Annotated in this window: 17 protein-coding genes; 13 read left to right on the forward strand and 4 right to left on the reverse strand. The window is 60.3% G+C overall.

Going from position 1 to position 23,317, the window contains the following annotated elements:
• The first annotated feature begins 15 nt into the window (after positions 1-15).
• On the forward strand, positions 16-1,020 hold the full coding sequence (locus FYK55_RS03135) for a sugar phosphate isomerase/epimerase family protein (RefSeq protein ID WP_150074797.1): 1,005 nt from the start codon (positions 16-18) through the stop codon (positions 1,018-1,020).
• Positions 1,021-1,088: 68 nt separating this feature from the next.
• Here FYK55_RS03135 and FYK55_RS03140 read toward each other — a convergent pair whose 3' ends face one another.
• On the reverse strand, positions 1,089-2,147 hold the full coding sequence (locus FYK55_RS03140) for a hypothetical protein (protein ID WP_150074799.1): 1,059 nt from the start codon (positions 2,145-2,147) through the stop codon (positions 1,089-1,091).
• A 317-nt stretch (positions 2,148-2,464) separates the two neighbouring features.
• Between FYK55_RS03140 and FYK55_RS03145 the strand changes: the two genes are divergently transcribed.
• The 3 genes from FYK55_RS03145 (at position 2,465) to carA (ending at position 6,704) form a co-directional block, all read left to right on the forward strand.
• On the forward strand, positions 2,465-2,941 hold the full coding sequence (locus FYK55_RS03145) for a hypothetical protein (RefSeq protein ID WP_150074801.1): 477 nt from the start codon (positions 2,465-2,467) through the stop codon (positions 2,939-2,941).
• Between the two features lie 434 nt (positions 2,942-3,375).
• Positions 3,376-5,220, forward strand: coding sequence for a tetratricopeptide repeat protein (locus tag FYK55_RS03150; protein ID WP_150074803.1), 1,845 nt, complete (start codon positions 3,376-3,378; stop codon positions 5,218-5,220).
• 347 nt (positions 5,221-5,567) lie between these two features.
• Positions 5,568-6,704 carry a glutamine-hydrolyzing carbamoyl-phosphate synthase small subunit gene (gene carA, locus FYK55_RS03155; RefSeq protein WP_150074805.1) on the forward strand — a complete coding sequence of 379 codons (1,137 nt, stop codon included), beginning with the start codon at positions 5,568-5,570 and terminating at the stop codon, positions 6,702-6,704.
• A gap of 96 nt (positions 6,705-6,800) precedes the next feature.
• On the opposite strand, the gene FYK55_RS03160 is transcribed toward carA, so the two are convergent.
• On the reverse strand, positions 6,801-7,289 hold the full coding sequence (locus FYK55_RS03160) for a hypothetical protein (RefSeq protein ID WP_150074807.1): 489 nt from the start codon (positions 7,287-7,289) through the stop codon (positions 6,801-6,803).
• Between the two features lie 416 nt (positions 7,290-7,705).
• Here FYK55_RS03160 and FYK55_RS03165 point away from each other — a divergent pair, with 416 nt between their 5' ends.
• From FYK55_RS03165 to cls, 6 genes are all read left to right on the forward strand, one after another.
• Entirely contained in the window at positions 7,706-9,073 is a 1,368-nt protein-coding gene (locus tag FYK55_RS03165) for a glycosyltransferase family 4 protein (protein WP_150074809.1), read from the forward strand.
• Between the two features lie 100 nt (positions 9,074-9,173).
• Entirely contained in the window at positions 9,174-10,304 is a 1,131-nt protein-coding gene (locus FYK55_RS03170) for a hypothetical protein (RefSeq protein ID WP_150074811.1), read from the forward strand.
• 77 nt (positions 10,305-10,381) lie between these two features.
• Complete coding sequence (locus FYK55_RS03175) at positions 10,382-11,377, forward strand: NAD-dependent epimerase/dehydratase family protein (RefSeq protein ID WP_150074813.1); 996 nt, start codon at positions 10,382-10,384, stop codon at positions 11,375-11,377.
• A 120-nt stretch (positions 11,378-11,497) separates the two neighbouring features.
• Positions 11,498-12,034, forward strand: a complete 537-nt coding sequence (locus tag FYK55_RS03180) for a hypothetical protein (protein WP_150074815.1) — start codon at positions 11,498-11,500, stop codon at positions 12,032-12,034.
• 92 nt (positions 12,035-12,126) lie between these two features.
• Positions 12,127-13,299: a hypothetical protein gene (locus tag FYK55_RS03185; protein ID WP_150074817.1), complete on the forward strand. Its 1,173-nt coding sequence runs from the start codon at positions 12,127-12,129 to the stop codon at positions 13,297-13,299.
• Positions 13,300-13,408: 109 nt separating this feature from the next.
• A complete protein-coding gene (gene cls, locus FYK55_RS03190; RefSeq protein ID WP_150074819.1) occupies positions 13,409-14,839 on the forward strand; it encodes a cardiolipin synthase in 1,431 nt (476 codons plus the stop codon).
• Between the two features lie 39 nt (positions 14,840-14,878).
• Here cls and FYK55_RS03195 read toward each other — a convergent pair whose 3' ends face one another.
• A complete protein-coding gene (locus tag FYK55_RS03195; RefSeq protein ID WP_150074821.1) occupies positions 14,879-17,821 on the reverse strand; it encodes a hypothetical protein in 2,943 nt (980 codons plus the stop codon).
• Positions 17,822-18,371: 550 nt separating this feature from the next.
• On the opposite strand from FYK55_RS03195, the gene FYK55_RS03200 reads away from it, so the two are divergent.
• The 3 genes from FYK55_RS03200 to FYK55_RS03210 all read left to right on the forward strand — a co-directional run bounded on the left by FYK55_RS03200 (position 18,372) and on the right by FYK55_RS03210 (position 22,102).
• On the forward strand, positions 18,372-18,701 hold the full coding sequence (locus FYK55_RS03200; protein ID WP_150074822.1) for a co-chaperone GroES: 330 nt from the start codon (positions 18,372-18,374) through the stop codon (positions 18,699-18,701).
• Positions 18,702-18,953: 252 nt separating this feature from the next.
• On the forward strand, positions 18,954-19,574 hold the full coding sequence (locus FYK55_RS03205) for a sigma-70 family RNA polymerase sigma factor (RefSeq protein WP_150074824.1): 621 nt from the start codon (positions 18,954-18,956) through the stop codon (positions 19,572-19,574).
• A complete protein-coding gene (locus FYK55_RS03210) occupies positions 19,574-22,102 on the forward strand; it encodes a serine/threonine protein kinase (protein ID WP_150074826.1) in 2,529 nt (842 codons plus the stop codon). The genes FYK55_RS03205 and FYK55_RS03210 overlap by 1 nt, the downstream gene beginning before the upstream one ends.
• 151 nt (positions 22,103-22,253) lie before the next feature.
• On the opposite strand, the gene FYK55_RS03215 is transcribed toward FYK55_RS03210, so the two are convergent.
• Complete coding sequence (locus FYK55_RS03215; RefSeq protein WP_150074828.1) at positions 22,254-23,192, reverse strand: hypothetical protein; 939 nt, start codon at positions 23,190-23,192, stop codon at positions 22,254-22,256.
• Positions 23,193-23,317: the final 125 nt, after the last annotated feature.

Below are 23,317 nucleotides of genomic sequence, written 5' to 3' on the forward strand. Positions count from 1 at the left end.
CCCTTCTTGACCACCATGCCCGAGAACCTTCCCGTCCTGCTGTCCGGCTTCGCCGACGAGGCCGCCAACAACAAGACCGCCGCCGAACAGTTTTCCGCCTTCGCTGCGCTCGGACTCCGCTACTATTCCATCCGGTTTGTCGACGCCGGCGATGGCATCAAGAACGTGATGGCACTGACCGATCCGGAAATCCAAAAGCTGGTCCAGATGCAGGCGGACTACGGTCTGAAGGTCAGCAGCATCGGATCACCGATCGGCAAAGTGAAATTGCTGGATGTGGATGACGGCACCGCCAACAAATTCGTTCCCTTCAAACAGTATCTGCAGGAGGATGTGCAGACGGCTTGCGATCGCGCGGAGGCCTTCGGCGCGAAATTGATTCGAGGCTTCTCCTTTTACCATCCCAAGGGGACGTCACCCGAGAGCCACTTGGAACAGGTCGCCGATCAACTTGGCCAGATCGCCGAAGTCTGTGACCGACGCGGCCTGACCTTCGGATTGGAAGTTGAAGCCAACCTGGTCGGTCAAACCGGACCGCTGCTGGAAGCAATCGCGGAGAAGGTCAACCACCCCGCCATGCTGACGATCTTCGACGGAGCCAACATCATCACGCAAGGCTTCACGCCCGACGAGACTTTCGCGCAGTACGTCGCGATGAAACCCAGCATGGGTTGGTTGCACGTCAAGGATTATCACGATCCCTCGCCCACGGGCCGCATCGAGCATGTTGACGAAGCCAGCTTGGACAATTTCGTCCCGGCGGACCGCGGGGATTGTGGGCACGAGGCGATCTTCCGCGACCTCAAGTCCTTCCTGCCAGAACTCCACCGACGCATGACCGAGCGTGGTGCCGACGGCGTTTTCCTGGATTTGGAACCGCACGTCAAAGGCGGAGGACAGTTCGGAGGCTTTAGTGGGCCGGACGGATTCGGGGTCGCATTGCGAGGCTTGTGCAACCTGCTGGATTACATCGGCATTCCCTACGACCTTCGCGGGTTCGACGACATCAAGTCAGCCTGACCTGATTCGATCGGCCCGGCAGGTTTCGATCGGCATCTACTGGGCGCCACTGCCCGCCGAGCATTCGATCAGCGTGGCTGGCGGATCACGTTGGACGACGTCCCAGGTTGACTCGGTCGCACGGCGATCCGAATGCGTTGCTGCGTGGTTGGCGACTGCGTCTGCACAAACGGGTTGACCCGCACGCCATGGGGCGAGACGACTTGGCCGCCGCCCGGTGACATCGTTTTGTGAAGCGTGATGAAATCGGCCGCCGAGGCGGCGCCGGAGCGGTCGGCCGCCTGTTCGGTTTGCTCAGTACGCTGCGGCGCGGTGTCGGCCGGACGCGGCAGACGGCGCGGGACGCCCGGGTTCTGGTCCGGCGAGTCGGGGAGATCGCCACCGCGCGATTCCTGCCGGAGGGCCTCGTCGAATCCTTCGGGAAGGGCCAGGCCGGGCTGAGACCGTTTGTCGGCCGGCGACTGAACCGGCGCGTCCTCTTCGATAGGCAGCGAGCGCCGCACCTCGGCGTCCGACCCCGTCGCGGCCGGCGACGGCAGCAGCATGGATGCTTCCGGCGAGGTGTCCTCGAGAACCTGCGGTGGCAGGTCGTCCGTCCGATTCGGAGCTCGTCCGCTGTGCGACTCGCGTTCGTTCGGATCAACTTGCATCGGAACGGACTCCCCGGGCACTCCGGTCTCGAATGACGCTCCGCCATGGTCCCTTGCAGCCGAGACCTCTTCGGCACCCAGGGCAGGAAAACCAATTTCCCCTTCGCCCACACCGTGGTGACAATGCGGTGCGGTATCGCAATCGCAGGGGTGACTCGCACACAATCCCGTTCCCGCGGGATAGACCAGCCCGCAACTCAGCCCCGGCTTGGCGGGCGCAAATTGATGGTAATACGTTCGCGGTGGCAGGTCGGCGCAGGGGCGGCACCCGCCGCTTTTGCACGTGTGGTATCCGTCACCGTGCCCCACGCCCCACCAGCGTCCGATGCGGGACAGCGTTCCGTGGTGATCGGCCCTCGCGGTGCCGTCCGCCGCGAGAATTGCGGTGCACAACAGAACCGCTTTTAGGACGTGACGTCGCGCCCCTCCCTTCGCGGCGAACGGTTCCCGTCGCGGAAGTCGTTGAGGTTCATCCATGATGGTATCCGTCCAGATCTTGTGAGGGCCGCCGCCACCGGGGACGCGCCGAGACGCAGCAAATTGGTCCTACCGCACCAATCGGCACATCTCGATCGGTGAATTGCCGCCCCGGCAACACGGTGTCGACAATTTGCCGGCGTCGCGTTCACGGTGTTCCGGTCGTATCGGTTGCAACGAAAACCCGGCGAAATTGGGTTGCGAAAAACCAACGCCGGTGGCAATTGGGCGAGCTAGATTTCATGGAATGACCGCAGGACGAGTCCTGTTGGCCTGTCGTGAATCATCCAATCTTGGCTCTCTCCCAGATCCCACCGATGTCGCAACGAAATCTGTATCTGTCTGACCCCAAGGTCCAATGGGCCCTTGTCAGCCGCGTCTTGACGCACTGGTGCTTGATGCTGTTCTGCCTGCTGGCCTTGAGCGTCTTTGTGCGTGTTGCGTTCTACCCGGTTCACCAGTCGTTCATGGAAGCCCTTCGTGAATCGCTGGCTCATCAGGTACCCTTGTTGGTCATCATGGTCATGCTGGTGCCGGTCTTCCTGAGAGACATGGTAAAGCTGAGCCATCGTTTCGCCGGGCCCATGACGCGTCTCCGCGGAGCCTTGAACGAGCTGGCCGAAGGCAAGAAGATCAAGAAGCTGGAGTTCCGTCCCGACGATTTTTGGCAAGACGCAGCCACCGACTTTAACCGGCTGTATGCCAAACACTTGGAACTTCGCGATCGCTGCGAAGAGCTGCAGAAGCAATTGGATTCGAAGAATTCAGAGAACCACGGAACGGTCACGGGTTGACCGACACCGCCACCGAGTGAACTCCGTCGCCATCCTTCTCCGGGTGGGGACTGGCCAGCGGATTGCAGTCGGCACACGGAGCGGGAGCCGGATCGTTCGGGTGGTCCGGTGATCCGCGAGCCCTTTCCGTGTGATCCGCAAAGATCGTGGGGGACGCCAGCGGTGTACCCGACGGCTGACTTCAGGCCAACCGACCGCCGGCATCGGCTCTTTCCGGCCCGGCGGTTTGCACGAAGGGCGTGCCCTGCGGAGCGAAAAAGTTTTCCGCATTCTCGGCTGCCGCACGGCCCAATAATCTGCCTTCGGATGGCTCTCAGTGGACAAACTTGATGCTCCCGGGCCGCTTTTCCGGGAAAGCTCATCTACGCATCGGTTGGTCAACGCGTAATAATGACGGGAGTTTAGAAACTGAACCACCCGCACGAGCCCCTGTGATGTCCCAATCGTTTCTGCGTACGCCCTTCGGTCGTATTTTGCTAACGGCTCTCGCTTCGATCAGCCTCTCGTTCGCCACCGGCCGGCTTTCGGTTGCGTCCGCCCAGGAGGCGACAGCGGACCCGCCCGCCGCGGAGACTACCGAGCAGGAATCCGGAGAGGGGAGTCAGACCGCGGACACGGACGCGCCGTCAGACGCCGCGCCGAAAGAAAGTCCGGGCGAGTTGTCGTTGGATCTCGACACCACTCCGGCCGACCCGGGACAGAACGATTTGGACGAGGCGGCCATCCTGCGTTTTGAGGCGAAGAGCCAGCGAGAACTGCAGGCGGTCGAACGTTTGCTGCAGTCTGCCGTCAAAAAGGGACTGACCGGCGAGAACGCCGCGTTCGCGAAGAAGATGCTGGGGTCGGTTTTGTTGCAAAAAAGCCAGCAGCTGATCGCGGCGATGGGACAAGCCGGCGGTAACCGGCCCCTGGCCCTCCGAGACGAAGCGTTGTCGACGTTGGAGGAAGCGATCAAGAACGATCCCGAACTGGTCGAAGGCTACCTGCTGATCGCGCGGCTGAACATGCTGCCTGGCGGTGACAAGCAGGCCATCACCGACGCGACGACCAAGGCCATCGAAATCCTGAAGGACAATCCTGTCGAACGGAGCGCCGCCCTGGTTCTGCGAGCGTTGACATGGGGTCCCGGTGAAGACGAGAAGCGCATGGAGGACCTCAATGCGGCGGTCCGCGATGACCCGGAGAATCTGGAAGCGCTGCGAGCCCGCGCCGCATTGCGACTGCAACAAGACGACGTCGGCGGAGCGATCGAAGATTTGGAGCTTGTCCTGACCAAGGACCCCACCAACGAACGGGTCGCCCAAACCGTCGTCCAACAGCTGGCCGAGATGGACCGCGTCGATGACGCCCTGGAACTGCTTTCCAAAGCCTTGGAAGCAGAACCTAGCGAAGGCCTGTATCGCATGCGGGCCATTCTGTACCGGATGCAGTTGAAAGAGGACGAGGCCCTGGCGGATCTGAACAAAGCCTTGGCGATGCAACCCAAGGATCCGCTGGCGCTGCTTTCACGGGCCGAAATTGCGATCTCGCGACAGGATGTTCAAGCGGCCAAGAATGACTTGAGGGCGGCCGAACGGATCGCGCCCCAGGTGGCCGGCGTTGAACAAGCAATCTTTGTTCGCTGCCTGATCGCGATCGAGGAAGGCCGGATGGCGGACGCCATCAACGAAATGAAGACGCTGATTTCGCGAGACCCGGAAAACGCGATGCGGCAGCTGCAACTGGCCAACCTGTATCTGCAAGACGAACGCCCTCGTAAAGCCATCGAAGTGCTGACCACCATCCTGGACCGTGACCCGACAAACGTTTCCGTTTTGCGTTCGCGTGCCGACGCTCTCTTGTCGGTCGGAGAACACCGTGAAGCGATCAACGACTACGAACGGGCCCTCAAGGCGGCAGGTGACGACAACGAAAGTTTCGATCTGTCGGGCCTGCTGAACAATCTGGCTTGGGTTCTGGCCACCAGCCCGCAGGAAGGAGTCCGCAACGGTGAGCGTGCGGTCGAACTTGCCAATCGCGCCGTCGACCTCAGCCAGGGCGAAGAGCCTCACATTCTGAGCACGCTTGCGGCGGCCTATGCCGAAGCCGGCGACTTCGACAAAGCGGTCGAATGGAGCACCAAGGCGGTCGAACTGGGCAAGCAGCAAGAACATCACCAGATCGAACAGCTCGAGGGCGAACTGGAAAGCTATCGCGCCGGCAAACCGTGGCGAGAGAAACAGGAAACGGAAGAGAACGATGTTCCGATTCTGTCTCCCGATGATCTGATCGATACCTGATCGCCAAAGCAGGCCTGACACGAACAGGCCGTTGGTTTCCACGCCCAGTGTTCTGCGAAGTCGCCTTCCGCCCGTCGTGAGCAGCAGGAACGGACGCAGCTTTCACGGAGTGAAAGACGACGAACGCTCAGCACGCCCCGAATGGATGGTTCCCAGCGCGGCAGCCCTTGCTGCCGCAGGCGGCACTGCGTGGGCAGTTTCCATGCCGTTGGCCACCACGCGACGGGGAATTTGGGCTTCTGACGTGAAATTCGCCCCGCGACCACTCGTCGAATTTCCGTGCCGCCGTTAAGCTTGCGGGAATTTGTTTTTTCACCACATTTCGCAACGATCGACGCGGGTTTTCGATGTCCTTAACGGCAAAATTGGCACTGGAAGATGGCACGGTGTTCACCGGAAAAGGTTTTGGTGCCGAAGGCGAAATCACCGGTGAGGTGGTTTTCAACACCTCGATGACCGGATACCAGGAGATCCTGACGGATCCCAGTTACCGCGGTCAGATTGTCGCGATGACGTATCCCGAGATCGGTAACTACGGCGTCAACTCGATCGACATCGAACACGAGAAGCCATCCCTGTCAGGATTCATCGTTCGCGAACGAAGCCGAATCTACAGTAACTATCGCGCCGAAGGCGCATTGCACGGCTATCTGAAGGAGCACGGCGTGGTCGCCATCTCCGGCATCGATACCCGGGCCCTGGTGCGCCGGATCCGTGAACACGGTGCCATGCGGGGCATCCTGTCCACGGCCGACCTGGATGACGCCAGCTTGGTGGAAAAAGCGAAACAGTCGCCCGGCTTGATTGGGCGCGACATCGTTCGCGAGGTGATGCCCAAAGAGTCCCGCCACTGGGACACGCACTTGGACGAATGGACCGCCTACGAAATCAAACGCGGGAAACCGGACGACGAAGATCCCACCGCGGCACACATCGTCTGCATGGACTTCGGCATGAAGTGGAACATCCCGCGGCACTTCGTTTCGCGAGGCAACCGCGTGACCGTCGTTCCCGGCGATACCGACGCCAAGGCGATTTTGGACCTGGAGCCCGATGGCGTCTTTTTGTCCAACGGGCCTGGCGATCCGGAACCTCTGGACTACGCGCAAAAGACGATCAGTGAACTGATCGGGAAGCGGCCGGTCTTTGGAATTTGCCTGGGCCATCAGCTGCTTTCACTGGCCTGTGGCGCGAAGACCTTCAAGTTGAAGTTCGGTCACCGCGGTGCCAACCAACCGGTTTTGGACCTGGAGACCGGAAAGGTCGAGATCACGACACAGAACCACGGCTTTGCGGTCGAAGAATCATCGCTTCCGGATTGCCTGGAAATCACGCACCGGAATTTGAACGACGACACGATCGCCGGCGTGCGGCACCGTGACGCCAACGCGTTTGGCGTCCAGCATCACCCCGAAGCCTCTTCGGGGCCGCACGACAGTCACTATCTGTTCGATCGCTTTCAATCGCGTGTCGCCGAGGGCTGATCAGCCCTGGAGCACACAACAATCCGTGTGGCTGCCGTCGCCAGACGGTGGCAAATCACGCTCTGGCGAGCGTGGCGACGTTTGTTCGAACGGAACCTAGCGGATTGGATCCTGCTTCAGGAAATCGTTCACCGACGTCGTATCACGCTCCGGCTCGGGAAAGAATAAGCGGCTGAAGAATCCCGGCTCCTTCGGGGCCGGCTCGGTTTGCTGGTTCTGCTTGAATCCGGCCGGGATCAGCTTCATCGGATTCAGCGTGTCCTTGGTTCGCGTCCAACTGCTCTTGGCAGTCTTGGACACCTCGTCGACCAGGCTGTTCTTCTTGGTGATCACCCGGTCCTGCTCGTCCCGCGTGGGCATGAAGCGGTCCATCGTCGGCATTTTCAGTTTGGGCATCTGCCAGTTTGCCGGGTTCAATCCGTTCATCATGCGGCCAATCGGACCCGGTGCGGGTGCGTCGGCGAGGTCGGGTTCTTGACCTTCAGCAAGCGGACCGGCGGCGAATGCAAACAGCGCCGCCAAGATCAGGGTTTGAGTGAAGCGTTTGGTCTTCATCGCGGTGATCGTCTCCCATGAGCGAAGCATTGCGAGGTTTTATTGGTTGGCCATCTTGGCATCGCCTTGCCTGTCGCAAATATCCGGTCACGGTGGCAAGCCCAACTTGCAGACTCACGTTCACTCCTGCACACCGGTCGTGCAGGCCCGAGCCTACCGACCAGTGGAGGAGCACGCGTCGTTCCCAGGCTCCCGCCTGGGAACGCACTGAAAGCTGGCTCCGCCAGGCTGTCTGGAGGAGTTTTAACTTCCCACGCCATTGAGCAGGCGGAGCCTGCGAGACAGCCGGTTCCAAGGCCGGAGCCTTGGAACCAGTAACCGGAGCACGCCCCTCGGCCCCAAAAACTCACGTGGACGCGCCCGCAAAACCTTGCTACTAGAAGGATCGGGATGTTGCAACGAAATAATCTGCCAACCGCATTGAACGCAGGATTCGCGACCGCTAGATGAAACCACGACTGCTCTTTCTGGACGACAACATTCGCGACGTTGGCGGGCACTACCTGGAGTTGGCAAGTTTGTTGGCCGAAGGCGGCGCGGAATTGGGCTACGATCCGGAGCTGGTCACCCACGCATCGCTGCTGAACCGAAATCCCGCCGCCCGGTCGGACGCACGATTGATTCACCTGCCGTTCGCATGTCGATTCCAGACGCGTCGGATGGAAGACTGGTCTCTAGGAGTCGACGGCCCCGCGCTGGTTGACCGGAACCTGCGGGGGATCCCGACCGGAGGCAGCATTTGGACACGGTCCGCTCAACGGATCTGCGACTACGCGGCTCGTCCGCGCAGGCAACCAGGAAAGATGTTGCGTGCCTGGGCCGGCGCCTTCGAAGAATCCGTCCGAAAATTCGCGCCTCAGCCGGCCGACCGGATCGTCGTCAACACCGGTGGCGACTTTCAAATGATCGCGCTGGCGGAGTCCATTGACCAGCTGGACGATCTGCCGCCGTTGTCGATGCACGTCTTTTTTCACTTCGCGGTTTACGACCAAAACGTCACCGCCCGAGCCCATGCCTACGGCCGCCAGGTTTTGGAGATGGTGCGACACATTCGCCGCCGCAATCACCAGATCTGGTTGCACGCGACGACGGAGCCTCTGACCGAACAACTTCGAGCGGTTGGAATCCCGGCGACAGCTGTTCCCTATCCGACCCGGCCGCGCGAAACCGTTCGAGAGGCCGCCACCGAACAATCCGCAAGAAAGATTGTTTTGGCGGGAATGCCGCGGGCGGAGAAGGGCCGCGGGCAGATCCGATTCATTCTGCAAGAGATCCAATCCAGTCTGCTCCGCAGCGGGCGCATGCAATGGTCGATGCAGCTTCCGCCACGCCGCTGGCAACGCATGATCCCCAAGTCGCTTCAGGACGATTGCCGAATAGCCCTAGCCGATCCCTCCCCGACGGGACCGTTGGAGATTTTGGGTGGCAATCTTTCCAGCGACCGATACCACCGCTGGCTCGACAGCGCCGATGTGGGACTGTTCCTCTACGATGCCCGGCGCTACGCGGCACGCTGCAGCGGTGTCTTGCTGGAAATGATGATCCGCGGCGTTCCCGTCGTCGTTCCGAATCGTTGCTGGCTTGCCGATCAGGTCCGATTGGCGAACAAAGTCAGCGGCACCATCGGATGGATTTACGACGAACCAAAAGAGATTCCCAAGTTGTTGGAATCGATCGACTTGGGCGACTCCAACATGGCCGAGCGTTGCCGACGCAATGCGGACCGGATTCGCAACCTTCATTCGGGCGCCAGCTCCTTGCGGGCGATGGGCATCGAGGACCTTCGCAGAGTTCGACTGGAACGAGCGGGATAAACAATCGGAAACACTTGGCGAATGGGACGTTCGCTTTCAACCCAAGACGGTTTGACGTGAATGGTGACAGTTCGCGCCGGATGCATGTGGAGACAACGCCATGAGATGGAAGCATTGGTTTCGATACCCGACGGCAATCCGCCGCGCCAAACATCATCTCACGCGTCACGGCGTCGATCCGATGACGGAAGATCTCGGGTCATCGATCGGCCTGGATCTGTACACCGACGACCTGCTGCTGGATTGTGGCCGGCACCTCGCCTGCATTGCGGAACACGCCCGTCGAATCCAGTCGCCGGTCATCCTTCGTTGCAGCAAATGGCTGCTGGCTTCTATTGCTCATAAGAAGCTCGGGCAGCGGTTCCTGTCACAACCATCGGTGCGTTGGATTGCCCCACGCGACCGGTTTACGAATGCGACACTGGTCTTCACCGATTACACGGTGCGTCGAGTTGCCCGTGACCTGCACACCTGCCGGACCGTCCGCATGATGATCGGTCGACAGTCGATCCCGGACGTCCCGGTGATGCCGTATCCGATGCACCCGGTCCATGTGCAGCGGGCGACCCCCGAACATCTGGACCAGCGGCGGCAGCAACCGAAGGCGGGGATTTTTTTCGCCGGAAATCAGAAGTCACGTTACGGACGGGATTCGATGGCAGACCAATTTGGCGTTCTGCCGCGTCTGCAGATTTTGGAGATCGTCCGGCGTCACTTCCCCGACCAGGTGACAGACTTGCAGGCCGATGGCAACGAGGAAAGCATCGTCCTGCGTGACAGCCAAGCGGATCCGATTGCATCGGAGGATTGGCTCCCGACGTTGGCGTCGCATCGATTCTTTCTGTGTTGTCCTGGTGCATCGCAGCCGGTTTGTCACAACTTGGTCGAATCCATGTCGGTCGGAGTCGTTCCGATCCTGGAATATGGCGACCGCCTCTCACCGCCTCTTACCGACGGGGTCAACGCGATCCGCTTCCACGGCGAACAGGGGTTGATTGAGGCGATTCGTCGAATTCGATTGATGCACCCCGAACAGAAGCGGCAACTCTCGCACGCCGCAGCGGAATACTACGACCGGCATCTGGACGGCGCGAACTTTCTGAGCGACGCCCTGCATCGTCAAACGTTGGATCACGCCGGCATGGTGATGATGCCGTTCCACCACGTGAATCTTTTCGACGAATCGTTGTTGGACCGACACCGAGACGGCATCGCGGTCCGTTCGGCTTGACGAATTTCGGCGCCCCCGGGAAGATCCTGGATCTCAGCCTGCTCGTCCTCCAGCTTTCAAAACGTTGAAATCTTCTCATGCGCGTGCTCGTGACTGGCCCGGCCGGTTTTCTGGGTGGCGAGATCACCCGACAATTGTTGGCCCGTGGTGACCAGGTCGTTGGCGTCTCGCGTGGTGACTACCCCCAGTTGACGTCTCAGGGAGTCGAATATCGCCGAGCGGACCTATCGGACAGGGACTTCACGCTGTCGGCGATCCGCGACGTCGATGCCGTCATCCACACCGCTGCCGTCGCCGGAGTGTGGGGCGAGTACCAGCACTATTACCGGTGCAACACACTGGCCACCGAGAACGTGATCGCGGCCTGCCGCGCATCTCAGATCGGTCGGCTGGTATTCACCAGCAGCCCCAGTGTCACCTTCAATGGTGACCATCAGCGCGGCGTGGACGAATCGGAACCGTATCCCGATCGCTGGTTGTGCGCGTATCCGCAAACAAAGGCGCTGGCGGAACAAGCGGTGCTCCATGCCCACCAGGTTGGAACGCTGCACACCTGCGCGCTGCGTCCACACCTGGTCTGGGGCGCAGACGACCCCCACTTGCTCGCTCGCGTCGTCCAGCGAGCGCGCAGCGGGCGACTTCGAATTGTCGGAAATGGCGCCAACCGCATCGACACGGTGCATGTCGTCAACGCTGCTGCGGCACACCTGGATGCTCTGGATGCATTGGGACAGCATCCGGAACAAGCTGGAGGACGGGCGTACTTCATCGCCCAGGACGAACCGGTGAACTGCTGGGAGTGGATCGCCACGATCTGCCGAGCGGCCGGCGTTCCCGCCCCGACCAAGCAGATCTCGTTCCGCGCCGCCTACCGGATCGGCTCGATCCTGGAACACACCTACCGTCTGGCGCGAATCAACAGCGAGCCGCCAATGACCCGATTCGTCGCTGCCCAATTGGCCAAGGACCATTACTTTGACATCGGCGCTGCAAAGCAGTATTTGGGCTACCGCGTCCGCGTGCCGATGAGCCAGGGGCTAGAGGAATTGCGTGAAGTGTGGGAAAATCGCTGATTCGGTGGATCGGCAACACGCCGTCCTTTCCGATCCGATTACCTTGGCATTAGGTGTCATCCGGCGGCCTCGGCCGCTCCTTTCCCCGATCACGCACTCCGATCTTTTCGGGTTTTGTTCATGTCCACCAGCGATGTTCGCAACATCGAATCCTTGCAGCGTCTTCGAAACGAGATGCTGGAGCTGGCGGACAATTGGCAAACCACCTTGCAAGAGATTCAGGTGTCGCTGCACCGCGCAGAAGATTACTTCGGATCCCAGGTCCCCCAGTATTGGCGTCATCAGTCGGAATTGGCCGAGCGCGAATTGACGGAAGCCAAAGACAACCTGCAACGGAAGCAGTCGGCTGCCAGGGCCAGCGACCGAGTGCAGGCGTCCGACGCCCAGAAGCGGGTCGCCCGAGCCAAAACGCGGCTGGACGTCTGCCGATCCAAACTGCGCACGGCAAAATCCCTGGCGATCAAAGTCAAACAGCAATGCGATGAGATTCAAGGCCCCATGGCCGACCTGAGTGAACAGAGCGACAACCGGCTTCCTCAGGCTGCCGCCGAATTGAAAACGTTGTTGGAAGCATTGCATCGATACGCCGAATCCCAGGGCTTGTCCTCGCCGCCGCCGCCAGTCGGTGACCGGCCGGCGGGCAACGGTAACACCTAGACACCGACCGCTCGTCCCGCCTGCCATCGCGTTCAATCAACGCTGTTGGCGCTACCTCGCCTGCTCACTCCGATCCCATCTTTGACCAGACCATGTCCAACCAAGTCAGCACCATCTTTGAAACGTTGCGCGACGCAGATCAGTCTCCCACCGAATTGCTGCAGCGATTGGTGGAACACTTCCGATCGGAACAGTTGCCAATGGAACTGTTCGAGGCCCGGAAGCTGTTGGTTCGAGAACAATTGGGTCTGCCGCTCATGTCGGGCGACAATGACCCGCAGCGATCGGAAGCCGTCGAGCGGAAGCTTGAATCCGGTTTGATTGACGCCTGCCGCGAAACCGGCGAAATGTTGATCAAGTCGGGACGCATCTTCGAAGGCTGGACGTACCTGCGGCCCACCGGCGACAACGAACTGATCCGCCGATTGATCGCCGAAGTTCCGATCACCGACGACAATTACGACGAGATGCTGCGGGTTCTGCTGCACGAGGGCGTCGACGTTGGCCGCGGATTTCAAGCCGTCTTGGAGCACCAGGGAACGTGCAACAGCATCACGCTGTTCGACCAGGCCATCGCGCAGCGCAGCAAGGCCGATCGCCAAGCGGCCGGGGCAAAGCTGCTGGATCATTTCTACGAAGAACTGATCACATTGGTCCGCGCCGACATTGCCAACCGAGATAGCGCCCCCGATGACCATGAAACGCTGTACGACCTGATCGCCAAGCGTCCTTGGGTGCTGAAAGATGGCGGATACCATCTGGATACGACACACCTCTCGTCGACCGTTCGGATCGCGTCGACGCTGACCGAGCCGGACCAATTGCGGAAAGCGTGGGAACTGACGCAGTACGGGAAACAGTTGCATCACCAATTCCAGTACCCGGGTGAAGAACCCTTTGTGGACTTTTATCCAGCGTACGCGACGTTCTACTCCATCTTGCGTGGTGAAAACGTCGACGCCGGCTTGAAGGTCTTTCAGCGCAAAGCCCGGACCGTCGACCCGACGGAACATGGAACCGCGGCGATCGAAACCTACGTGGATCTTTTGGATCGAGTCGGACGCCACATCGAAGCCATTGAGGCCGCGATTGAGCTGGTGCCGGACGATGTCCCTCCCCAGGCGATCACTCCGTTGATGATGGAGATCGCGCAGCGTGCCCGCGCGGCGGGGGACTCCAGCGGATTTCAACGCATCATGGACTACTGTGCCGCCAACCGAGACCCGCTGGGATTCGCGGTCGCCCGCAGGGACTTGATGCGTTAGTTCCTCACGGTTCGGCACAATCGCTGATGCGAATTGGGGCACCACCAGCATTCTGTCCCTTGCCGCATCAGGAAGGCTGCAGCAAACATCTGACTCCCTCCGGACATTGATGCCCCATTCGACGCTTTGGATCTCGATCTTCGTCGCCTACCTGTTGACGTGGGGACTGATCCCGTGGGTACTGTTGAAGCCCACGGTGCACAGTTCCGCCGCGATCGCCTGGATCATGGCGATCATTTTTCTGCCGTTCATCGGTCCACTCGCCTGCGTGCTCTTCGGCAGCACGCGCTGGGAACGGCATTCGGAACGGAAACGGTTCTCATCGGCCCACATCGACCATCGCATGCCCGAGCGGACGGTCGACTTCAAGATTCCCGACACGCAATTGCATCCTTGGGGTTCCATCGCCCGCCTGACGCAAAAATCAACCGGCATGCAAGTGCTGGATGGGAACGCCATTGAGCTTTCGGCCAACACCAACACCACTTTCCAACGGATGAAGGAAATCATCGAGTCCGCCGAGCACTGGGTGCATTTGGAGTTCTACATCTGGCGGAACGACGAAACCGGAACCAAGCTTCGAGATTTGCTGATCGCAAAAGCCAAACAGGGTGTCCGGGTCCGATTCCTGTACGACGGATTCGGGTCGATGCTGTTGAGCCGAGAATTCCTGCGTCCGATGCGTCGGGCCGGAGTCCAGATTGCGTCGTTTACGCCGGGGTTCGAGTTTTGGCACATCATGACGCTGAATCTCCGCAACCACCGCAAGATCATCGTCACCGACCAACAGGAGGCCTACACCGGCGGCATGAACATTGGTCACGAGTACTTGCATCCCACCAAGCACTACGGTCACTGGCGAGACACCCAGTTGGTCCTTCGCGGCCCCGCAGCCACACAGTTCCAGCAGGTTTTTGCGCAGGACTGGTTTTACGCCACCGGAGAACAGCTGGTGGAGGAAACGTTCTATCCGATGCCCGAGCGCCGCGGCTCCAGTCGGGCACAGGTCGTCGCCGACGGACCCGACAGCGACGTCGACACCTTTTTGGAACTTGCCGTTGCCGCCCTCGGACAGGCGAAACGCCACGTCGACATGACCACGCCGTTTTTCGTGCCCCCGGACGGCCTGGCCATCAGCATGGCCGCCGCCGCACGTCGAGGCGTTCGCGTGCGTTTGATGATCGCCGGCCGGGGCAATTTCGCCTGGACGTACCACGCCGGACGATCCTTTTATGGCCCGCTGTTGGATGCCGGCGTGGAAATCTACGAATACGAAAAAGGGCTCTTTCACGCCAAAACGATGACTGTCGACGGACAGTGGTCTCTGGTGGGGACGGCGAATTGGGACTGTCGAAGTCTGAGCCTGAATTTCGAAGTCGCGGTTTCAATGTACGACGACGAACCCGCCGAACAGCTGCGTCAACATTTTGAGCGGGACATCCAGGATGCGACGCGCCTGATGCCACAGCAATGGCACGAACGCTCCAACGTCACGCGTCTGAAAGAACAGTTCTACCGGCTGTTTGCGCCGGTTCTGTAGCGGCGGCGAGCACCACGCCGCTCACGAAACGAGACCAAACTACCGAATCACGGCGGGGCGGCCAGCGACGCGGTCTTCTGATTCCCGCTGACTGATGGCCACGCCAATCCAGCCGTCGCGCAGTTCCAACTGCGAGATCTGGGTGCCTTCCGGCACGCGTTCCTGTAACAACTCGGGAGCGGTCAATGAATAAGTCTGATTCGGAGAAAAGACCTTGTTGAAGATCGCCCGCACCGGCAACCGCTGGCGGAACGACATCCCCGGTCCGCTGATGCTCAGATGGCCATCACGCTCCAGCGAAGCAGCTAAACCATCGATGTTCGGCTTGTAGGCGGCACGCACGATGAAATTGCTTAATCGAACCCTGTCACCCTGGTGCAATCGAATGATCCGCATCGTGATGAACGCTTTGCCGTTTTCGATTTCCACGGTGATCGGACGGTGCCTGGCAAATTGGACGGAGACGTCTTCAGGGAAGTCCTCGTTGAGCTCCGGCGGCTGCATGCCCAAAAGCGCATAACATTCTCGCAACATTTCCTCCAGCGGCATCATTTCCTGCTGCGGGACAAGCTGTTCCAGGGTGTTGTTGATCGCCGATTGATGCAGCTGGACGCTCATCATGCTGTCCGAAGGCGCCCGCGGACGCGGTGTCATTGCCGCCAGTTGCCAATCGCCCGCCATTCGGTATCGGGCAACCAGTCGCGACGGAGTCGTTTCCATATCGATGACCGTCGGGTCCAATTGCAGGTGATTCAGCGGCCCCAAAATCGAGTCGCTGAAACGCTGGGACGCGTCAGCAAGTTTGTCCGAGATTCTTTGATCGATCTCCGACCCGACCTGGTTGCTCAATCGCGTGCCGGCAATTCTTTGTGACAAGGGTGCATTCTTCCAATACTCACTCTCGGCAATTCGCCGCACCAAAGTCCCGACCAACGGCCACCCGTCGTAGTCGGTTCGAATGTCTCGCAGTTTGGATCCACCGGCAACGTCTACCACGGAGCTTCCAACGTTGACGTCGGTGGGTAAAACCGTGATCGGTGTCGCTGCGGTAAAGGAATTCTCGCTGTCGGTGTTGAAGACCGCGGGACCCCGCAAGCCGGTCGAACGTGTGGTGACGTTACCGACCGTTTCCAGTTGCAGTTCCCATCGACGCTTGGCGGGAATCAGTCGCAACTGCAAATCACTGTCAATTCTGCTGATGCCTGTCACGCGACTTCCCAACAGGTTGGTGCGAACGGGAACTTCACGCGGCGGGATTTCCGGCAGCAGATAGGCGATCAAATCCTTGCGGATGGCGAATCGCAGATTCGCGTTTCGATAGTGCACATCCAAGTTCTTCGCCAAGCGCTTCGCCTGCGGATGATCCGATGCTCTGAGGGCCCGCATCGATTCTGCGATCTCAGCGGTCACCAGATCGATGGAATTCGATTCGGCTCGCTCGATTTGATGAAGCAACGACGCATAGTCGATCCCGCTGGTCGCCCAGGGACGAACCGCCGACGCCAAATCCTGGACCGCCGGCTCGTTCAGCCACTGGCGGTGTTCCGGCGCCAATGTCGGCCAGTGAAGTCGCGCCAGAAAGGTCTGCGCCAACTCACGCCGCGTCTCTTCGTCACTGGCGACAAAGGACGACTGCAATTCGTCCAACAACAGGAATGCCACCCAACCGTCAACATCACCGGTTGCTGGTAGAGCTTCCCGCAACACACGAATCGAGTCGGAAACCGTCGCAACGTCTTTGTCGCTTGACAGCCGCAACGGACGTTGGCCGGAGTTGATTTCGTGGATCGGTTTCCAGACCGCCAACCGACGCTCAAGCGCATACGCGGCTTGCAGCCAGGCAACCTGCTGACGACGCGCCCGCAAACGCTCTGCCCGAACCGACGCTTGTTGCTGCAAGTCATCCAGTTCCGACAACACCTCTCCAACCTTCGAATCCCCAAGTCGGCGTGCCGAATGCAGCTCGTCAAGCAAGCTTTTGACCGTCCGGGACCATTCCGCGATCGAGATGTCCGGATCGTTCTCCGCCTGGGCGTCGATTTCGGTCTCGCTAGGGGATTGGGGTGAGTCGACGCGGCTGCGAGAATCCTGGGAAACCATGGCATAGCCAGGACCGGAATCCTTGTCGCTGTTCGCGAGGTGATCAAGTGTTTCCAGCTTGGAAATCAGATCGATTGAAACCGGCCAAGCCGGTGAACGCGGGGAGGCCAACCCGCGTTTCGGAAACTTGACCGCGGCAACGTCCGCGCCCTCGGAATCCCTCCGATCCGACGGAAGGACGCGTGCCGGTCGCCCCGGAGATCTTAGCGCGGGAGACGATCCGCCGACCAGAGTGTCCACCGGGGAAGTCGTGTCGTCATCCATCACATCCAGCGGGGGCAGCGAGATGTCGTCACCGAAGTCTTCGCCTGGGGCAACATCGCGGTCAGCCACGTCGCGGGCGACCGCAGTTGAGAAGTTTCCAGCGGAACTGATTTCCGCGGTCTGGAACAGCGGACGGGCCCACTGTTCCGCATCCCGGTTCTCTGGGAAGTCGGCAAACGCCGTGGCTGATTCCCCTTCACGCGTCGCCAGCTTTTGATGTCGCTGCTCCGTTGGCACCGATGCCGAATCGCTCGCGACGGGAAAACCGAACAGATCCGACTGCAGCGTCAGCTTCGGTGCCGGAATGCCCGCCGGCAGCGGGTGCTCGGATTCGGGCGGCAGATTGTCCCAGGAGTCCAGTTCGCGAGGATACCGAGCATCCGCCCAACGCGTCCCCGATGATGGCATCGAGGCTTTACCAGCTGGCCGGGTTCCGTCCACCGGGTCGGATTGATGACGAAAGACCCAACCGTGAAGATTCGGGATCAGATGAACCACCCCCGCGGCAAGGAATCCTGCGCCGTTTCTCGACTGCATCGCCAAGGCGCACAGCGAAACCACGAACAGCACGGCCGTGGCTGGCCAAATGACGATCGAACGTTTGACGTCCTTGCGCATGAATTCTGAGGGTCACGATTTGAGATAGAAGAGAGGTAATGACCGCCTGGTGACTAAATCGGCCGGATCCAGGCCTGCATCCAGCGCCGATGGGAGCGTTGGCAGAATTCGCCCCAAACAGCCCAAACCCCCGGGACAGCCCCTGGTCAAGTCAGCCGCATTTGCCGATGTTTTGGGCAGTTCCCACCACGTTTTGCTGGCTGAAAACGTGCCACCACGCCGGGCCGAGCACGGCCTCGGGTGATGGCAGCGACACGCTGAGGCGAGTTTTCAGGCGGGGCCAATATGTTCTCCGGGCTGTACGAAGACGAAGTGGCTAATGAAACTATGAACAGGTCGAATCGAACGATTGACGGTTCGCCAAGGGCGACGCTTGACAGGCCCGGCTGACAGGCCCGGCTGACTGGGCCGGCTGACTGGGCCGGCTGACTGGGCCGCCAAAAGGTCGGGCGTTCTGGTCCGGACCGATTGATAATTGATCCGGCAGCGAAACCACTTGTTTCGTTATGCTGACCCGACCTGCGAGCTCACAGGCTGATACGGAGTAGCAATGGAAAAGAAGAAGAAAGCAAAAGCAGCATTTGAATACGTCGAACCGATCGGCGACCGAGTGTTGGTTCGAAAGGACGAACCGAAGCGAGAAACACGCGGCGGGATCGCGTTGCCTGACGCCGCGGAAATTCCCACCATCACCGGCCGCATTGTCACGATCAGCGCCGTGGTGGAGAACGACGAAGAACTGCCGCTGCGGCAGTACGACAAGATTCTGTTCCACCCCAAGAACGCGGTTCCGGTCGACCTGGAGCACGACAACCAACTGTTCGTCGTCCCGGTGGAGGACATTGTCGCCGTCTTTCGGCGGGAAAAGCCGGAGGAATGAACACGGCTGTTTTCACGTCTGAGAACTCGCATCGACCCGTCGCGGATCTCCATGCTGTGGCGAATTTGGCCAGCTGCAACCGCTCCGGACAGGCACCCTTTCCGGGGCGGCTGTCATTCTTTGATAGCGGGCCTTCCACCAGGCCCTGGCGAATGTCCGATCGGGTACAATCACCGGGGGGGCGTGCGTCCATCCGAGGACGCCGCTGACGACAAGTTGTCGGTTCTTGCCCGATTCCAAAAGCGCGGCGCCATGACGTCTGTCACCGAACTGTTAAATCGCAGCCAGGACGGCACCGAAGCTGAGACCGACCGGCTGTTCTCGGTGATGTACGATGACTTGCACCGGTTGGCGTCGCGATTTCTCCAGAACGAACCCCTGCGGCACCGGTTGAGCAGTTCCTCGCTGGTCCATCAGGCCTACATGCGGATGGTGGATCATTCGCGAATCAACTGGCAGGGGAAGACGCATTTTTTTGCGATCGGTGCGACCGTCATGCGACGGATCTTGGTCGATCACGCCCGCAAGGTTCAATCGCTCAAGCGTGGCGGCGGCTGGGAGCGGAAACAACTGCATGACGATGTCACCTTCGAACTCAATCGAGATGAAGATATCGTCGCCCTGGACGAATTGCTGCAACGCTTGGCGGTTTTGAATCCGCGACAGTCGAAAATCGTCGAGTTGAGGTTTTTCGGCGGAATGACGATGCGAGAAATCGCCGCCGAAATGAAACTGGGACTGCGAACGGTGGAGAAGGAGTGGGCGATGAGCCGAGCCTGGATGCGACGCGAGTTGCGCCGTGATTCTGACGGTCCTTCCGCCGAGGATGATACCGGCGAAGCCGATTCCCCGCCGGCGCAAGAGAAGCGTTGATGGATTCGGAGCGTTACGCGCGCCTACGCGAGTTGTTTCTTGCCGTCGAGGAATTGCCTGCCGATGAGCAGGTCGCCTACCTTCAATCGCAGGTGGGCGACGACCAGGAATTGATCGACGAAGTGCTCTCGCTGCTTGAAGAGCACGATGAAGAGAGTGCGCGAATCGAGGGCAACGCTGCCAAGCCACCACCTTTGCCATCAACGGGTGAAGCGAGCGATTCCGAATCGGCGAGTCGACGCCCCGGCCAAGCAACAACCGACGATGAGAACGCGTCGGCTTCCGTCGCGCCCTTTCTACCGTCCGCAGATCAGCCCCTCAAGTCCGCGGGGGGACAGCGTCAAGTGGTTGGTGATGCACGGCCGGCGCATTCGCATTCGACGCGGTCCAATTTGCCCGGTTCCGGTGCTCTGACACAACGGGGACCCAATCGGACCCACGCCGGAAAGCGTTACCGCAAGGATTCGATCAACGCGCCCAACGCGGCGGCAGGATTGTGGAAGTATCGTGTCCGGCGACAGCGGCGTTTCAATTCAGGATGGCTGTGGCTGGCCGCGATTTTGCCGACGGCTCTGATGGGATGGTGGACCTACCACAAAGTCACCAACGTGTTGCGGAATGCGGCTGCGAACGAGGTGATTGGAATCGCCGACAGCGTCTCGGTCAGCATTGATCGGTTTCTGGATGACCAGGCGAGGTTGGTCCAATCCTGGAGCCGCCAGCCGGACGTCCGCGATGCCATCCTGGAACTGATTGAAATTGCGGACGAAAAGGAGCCGGTCGAAAAGCTCAAACAAGCCCCCCAGACCGAACAGATCAAGGAGCAATTGGTCGCTCTGTCGCAACGGGAGGACATCAAGTTTGTCGTCTGGGACAGGACGGGGATGATCGTTGCCAGTTGGCTGGACGATCGCGCCGACGTCGGAGGAACGGTCGCGCCCGATGGTGCCGCCAAATTGGCGTTGGCAATGCGTGGGGAAACAGTTTTGTTCGGCCCGGAGATCCTCAAGCCGGATGACTCCGGTTTCATCCCCGAAACCGACCGTCCGGTCATGGCGATCATCGTTCCCGTCTACTCGCAGGACGATCGGATTGTCGCGTCGATGTTGATTCGCGGATTCGGAATGTTTGACGAATTCGATGAAATCTTTCGCCAAGCGTCGGTACCGGGTCGTCTGGACGTCTATGCCGTCAATGGCGACGGCACGATGGTGACCAACAGCCCCTCGGCATTGCTGTGGATCGGTGCGTCCGGCACCCCCGATGAGGTTGAGTTCATCGCGGACCGGATGCGCGTCACCGACCCCGGGAAGGAAACGCCGCGTTCCAGCTTGCCCAACGAATCCCGGACGGTCCAGCCGTTGACCTACGCCGTCGCCCGCGTCACCTCCAGCGACGACGGTTTGCGCATGGACGGCTATCGCAACTACGCCGGGACTCCCGTCGTGGGTGCCTGGCGGTGGCTCGCAGACTGGGAACTGGGCGTCATCGTCGAACGAACGTACAGCAACACCTTTGAAACGGCAGGCATTGTGCTGCTGGGGTTTGTGATTCTGGGAATGCTGTTGACGATCACCGCTCTGATCGCGGCCGCCCGCATCGCCCGACGAACGGTGATGAGCCAGGCCGCGGTACACCCGCTTAGCCGATACGAGTTGATCAAGGAACTGGGGAGCGGCGGCATGGGGGTCGTCTACAAGGCGCGTCACACCCAACTGGGAAGAGACACCGCATTGAAGGTTCTCCGCGGCGACCGGGGCAACGAGGAAGACCAATTGCGGTTCGATCGCGAAGCAAAGTTAGCCGCTTCGCTCAGCAGTCCCCACACCGTGACCATCTACGATTACGGTCGCAACGATGACGGCGAAGCATATTGCGTGATGGAATTCCTGCGCGGGATTACGTTGGACGACGTCGTCGCACGCAGCGGCTATCAGGAGTACGGCCGCGCGCTGTACGTGCTCCGACAAATCTGTGATTCGCTCGGTGAGGCGCATCACCTGGGATTGGTCCATCGGGACATCAAACCCCAAAACGTGATGTTGTCTTTGGACGCATCCGTCGGCGATTGGGCCGTCGTGTTCGATTTCGGTCTGGCGAAACCGTTGCAAACCGATATCGATGCTTACCAGACCACCGAAACCATTTGGGCGGGCACGCCGATGTACATGGCCCCCGAACGCTACCGCGAACCGAACAAGATCGATCCGCGATCGGACATTTACTCGGTCGGTTGCGTCGCCTACTTCCTGCTCGCCGGACGACCACCTTACTTGGAATCGGACCCTGAATCGCTATTCGCACTGGTTCTGACCGAAGACCCGATCAGCATTGGGGTGCACCGGGACGAAACAGTCCCGCGTCAAATCGACGCGCTCGTGCGGCGATGCATGGCCAAACGGGCCGAAGACCGCTACCAGACGATTGACGACCTGGCCAAAGATCTGGACCGCTTGATCGCCCTGTTCCCTTGGACCGTCGATGATGCACGCGGTTGGTGGCGCGTGCACGGCGAAGAAATCAACTGACTAACTGGGCATTGCCATTTTGCCTGAGCCGCTTCGCTAGCCGTAGATTCTCTCGCATCAACCGGCGGCTAACGCCACGCCGCTCATTGCACGGCAAATCACGGTTGATTGATGGAAAATGACGCCGTCCAGCTGGGCTCTGTCTGAATGCTCAGGCCATGTAAACGACCGCGGCGCCGATCCCGGCTCCCAACAGCAACCCGACCGCGTTGAACGTGATGATCTTCCAAATCGGCTCGGATTCCGTGCCGTGGTAGGCCCGCACATCGTCGCCGTGCATGTAGGCCCAAAGTCCGATACCGACCAGAATGCCACCAACGGCACGCATCACGCGGATATCAACATCGGGATCCGTGAGGTCGCCGATCAATCCCAGCACACGGTCGGCGAATCCGTAGCTGTAACTGACAACCAGGATGTACCAGGAAATCTTGCTGCGAACGAAACAGGCGACACAGGTGGCGATCGAAAGAATTCCCAAAATCGCCATCGCACCACAAATCAGATACATCACGCCGCCGCTGGCTTCCGGAATCTCTTCCTCCAGCGCCGGAACCATCGAAAACAATCCGATCAGCAGCATCATCAGCCCGAAATAAGCGACCGCCCACAGGGCATTGACGATCCCGATGAAAATCAGGAACGGTGGCCGGGGCGCCTCGGTCTGCATCGTCAGCGCGTCGCCGCGCCGATCGCCTCCCGAAATCGCATCTTCCAAGGCTTTCGACGAACTCTTGCTGGAATTGACCGCGTACGGATTGGTTTTGCCCGGAAAATGAACCGGCTTGACCGGCGCCAAGTCGGTGTCCGTTAGCTCATCAAAAATGCCGGGCGAGGGCGCTGCGGCAGCCGTGACCCCCGGTGAGACGCGCGGTCGCTGCGCGGGAGCGCCCGCACGAGCGGGTGGGCCGCTGGCCGACCGCGACGCGGTGGCCGCCTGACCCCCGGAGGAACGGGCGGTGCCAGCCCGCGCGGCGCCGGCCGGAGCAGGCGCACGCATCGCCTTGCCACACTTGCACTTCACGACTTTTCCCGCCGCGGTGTCGGGGATCTGCAACAAAGCGGCACAACCGGGGCACTTGATCTTCATCGGCACGAGCGTAGAAAGCGACAAAATGGCGGCATCCACCGATCGTGGACGCGGGTGATCCCAGGCTCTGGCTGAAAACGGATTGCGACGCTCACCAGAGGTGGCTTTCCGCCGCGATTGCGACG

This window comes from Roseiconus nitratireducens, assembly GCF_008629675.1.
Taxonomy (GTDB): domain Bacteria; phylum Planctomycetota; class Planctomycetia; order Pirellulales; family Pirellulaceae; genus Stieleria; species Stieleria nitratireducens.

Coding starts and splice junctions, on each gene's coding strand:
- FYK55_RS03135 (WP_150074797.1), top strand. CDS start 16: ATGCCCGAGAACCTTCCCGTCCTGCTGTCCGGCTTCGCCGACGAGGCC.
- FYK55_RS03175 (WP_150074813.1), top strand. CDS start 10,382: ATGCGCGTGCTCGTGACTGGCCCGGCCGGTTTTCTGGGTGGCGAGATC.
- FYK55_RS03195 (WP_150074821.1), bottom strand. CDS start 17,821: ATGCGCAAGGACGTCAAACGTTCGATCGTCATTTGGCCAGCCACGGCC.
- FYK55_RS03205 (WP_150074824.1), top strand. CDS start 18,954: ATGACGTCTGTCACCGAACTGTTAAATCGCAGCCAGGACGGCACCGAA.
- FYK55_RS03180 (WP_150074815.1), top strand. CDS start 11,498: ATGTCCACCAGCGATGTTCGCAACATCGAATCCTTGCAGCGTCTTCGA.
- FYK55_RS03160 (WP_150074807.1), bottom strand. CDS start 7,289: ATGCTTCGCTCATGGGAGACGATCACCGCGATGAAGACCAAACGCTTC.
- FYK55_RS03210 (WP_150074826.1), top strand. CDS start 19,574: ATGGATTCGGAGCGTTACGCGCGCCTACGCGAGTTGTTTCTTGCCGTC.
- FYK55_RS03200 (WP_150074822.1), top strand. CDS start 18,372: ATGGAAAAGAAGAAGAAAGCAAAAGCAGCATTTGAATACGTCGAACCG.
- FYK55_RS03165 (WP_150074809.1), top strand. CDS start 7,706: ATGAAACCACGACTGCTCTTTCTGGACGACAACATTCGCGACGTTGGC.
- FYK55_RS03140 (WP_150074799.1), bottom strand. CDS start 2,147: ATGGATGAACCTCAACGACTTCCGCGACGGGAACCGTTCGCCGCGAAG.
- FYK55_RS03185 (WP_150074817.1), top strand. CDS start 12,127: ATGTCCAACCAAGTCAGCACCATCTTTGAAACGTTGCGCGACGCAGAT.
- FYK55_RS03150 (WP_150074803.1), top strand. CDS start 3,376: ATGTCCCAATCGTTTCTGCGTACGCCCTTCGGTCGTATTTTGCTAACG.
- FYK55_RS03145 (WP_150074801.1), top strand. CDS start 2,465: ATGTCGCAACGAAATCTGTATCTGTCTGACCCCAAGGTCCAATGGGCC.
- carA (WP_150074805.1), top strand. CDS start 5,568: ATGTCCTTAACGGCAAAATTGGCACTGGAAGATGGCACGGTGTTCACC.
- cls (WP_150074819.1), top strand. CDS start 13,409: ATGCCCCATTCGACGCTTTGGATCTCGATCTTCGTCGCCTACCTGTTG.
- FYK55_RS03170 (WP_150074811.1), top strand. CDS start 9,174: ATGAGATGGAAGCATTGGTTTCGATACCCGACGGCAATCCGCCGCGCC.
- FYK55_RS03215 (WP_150074828.1), bottom strand. CDS start 23,192: ATGAAGATCAAGTGCCCCGGTTGTGCCGCTTTGTTGCAGATCCCCGAC.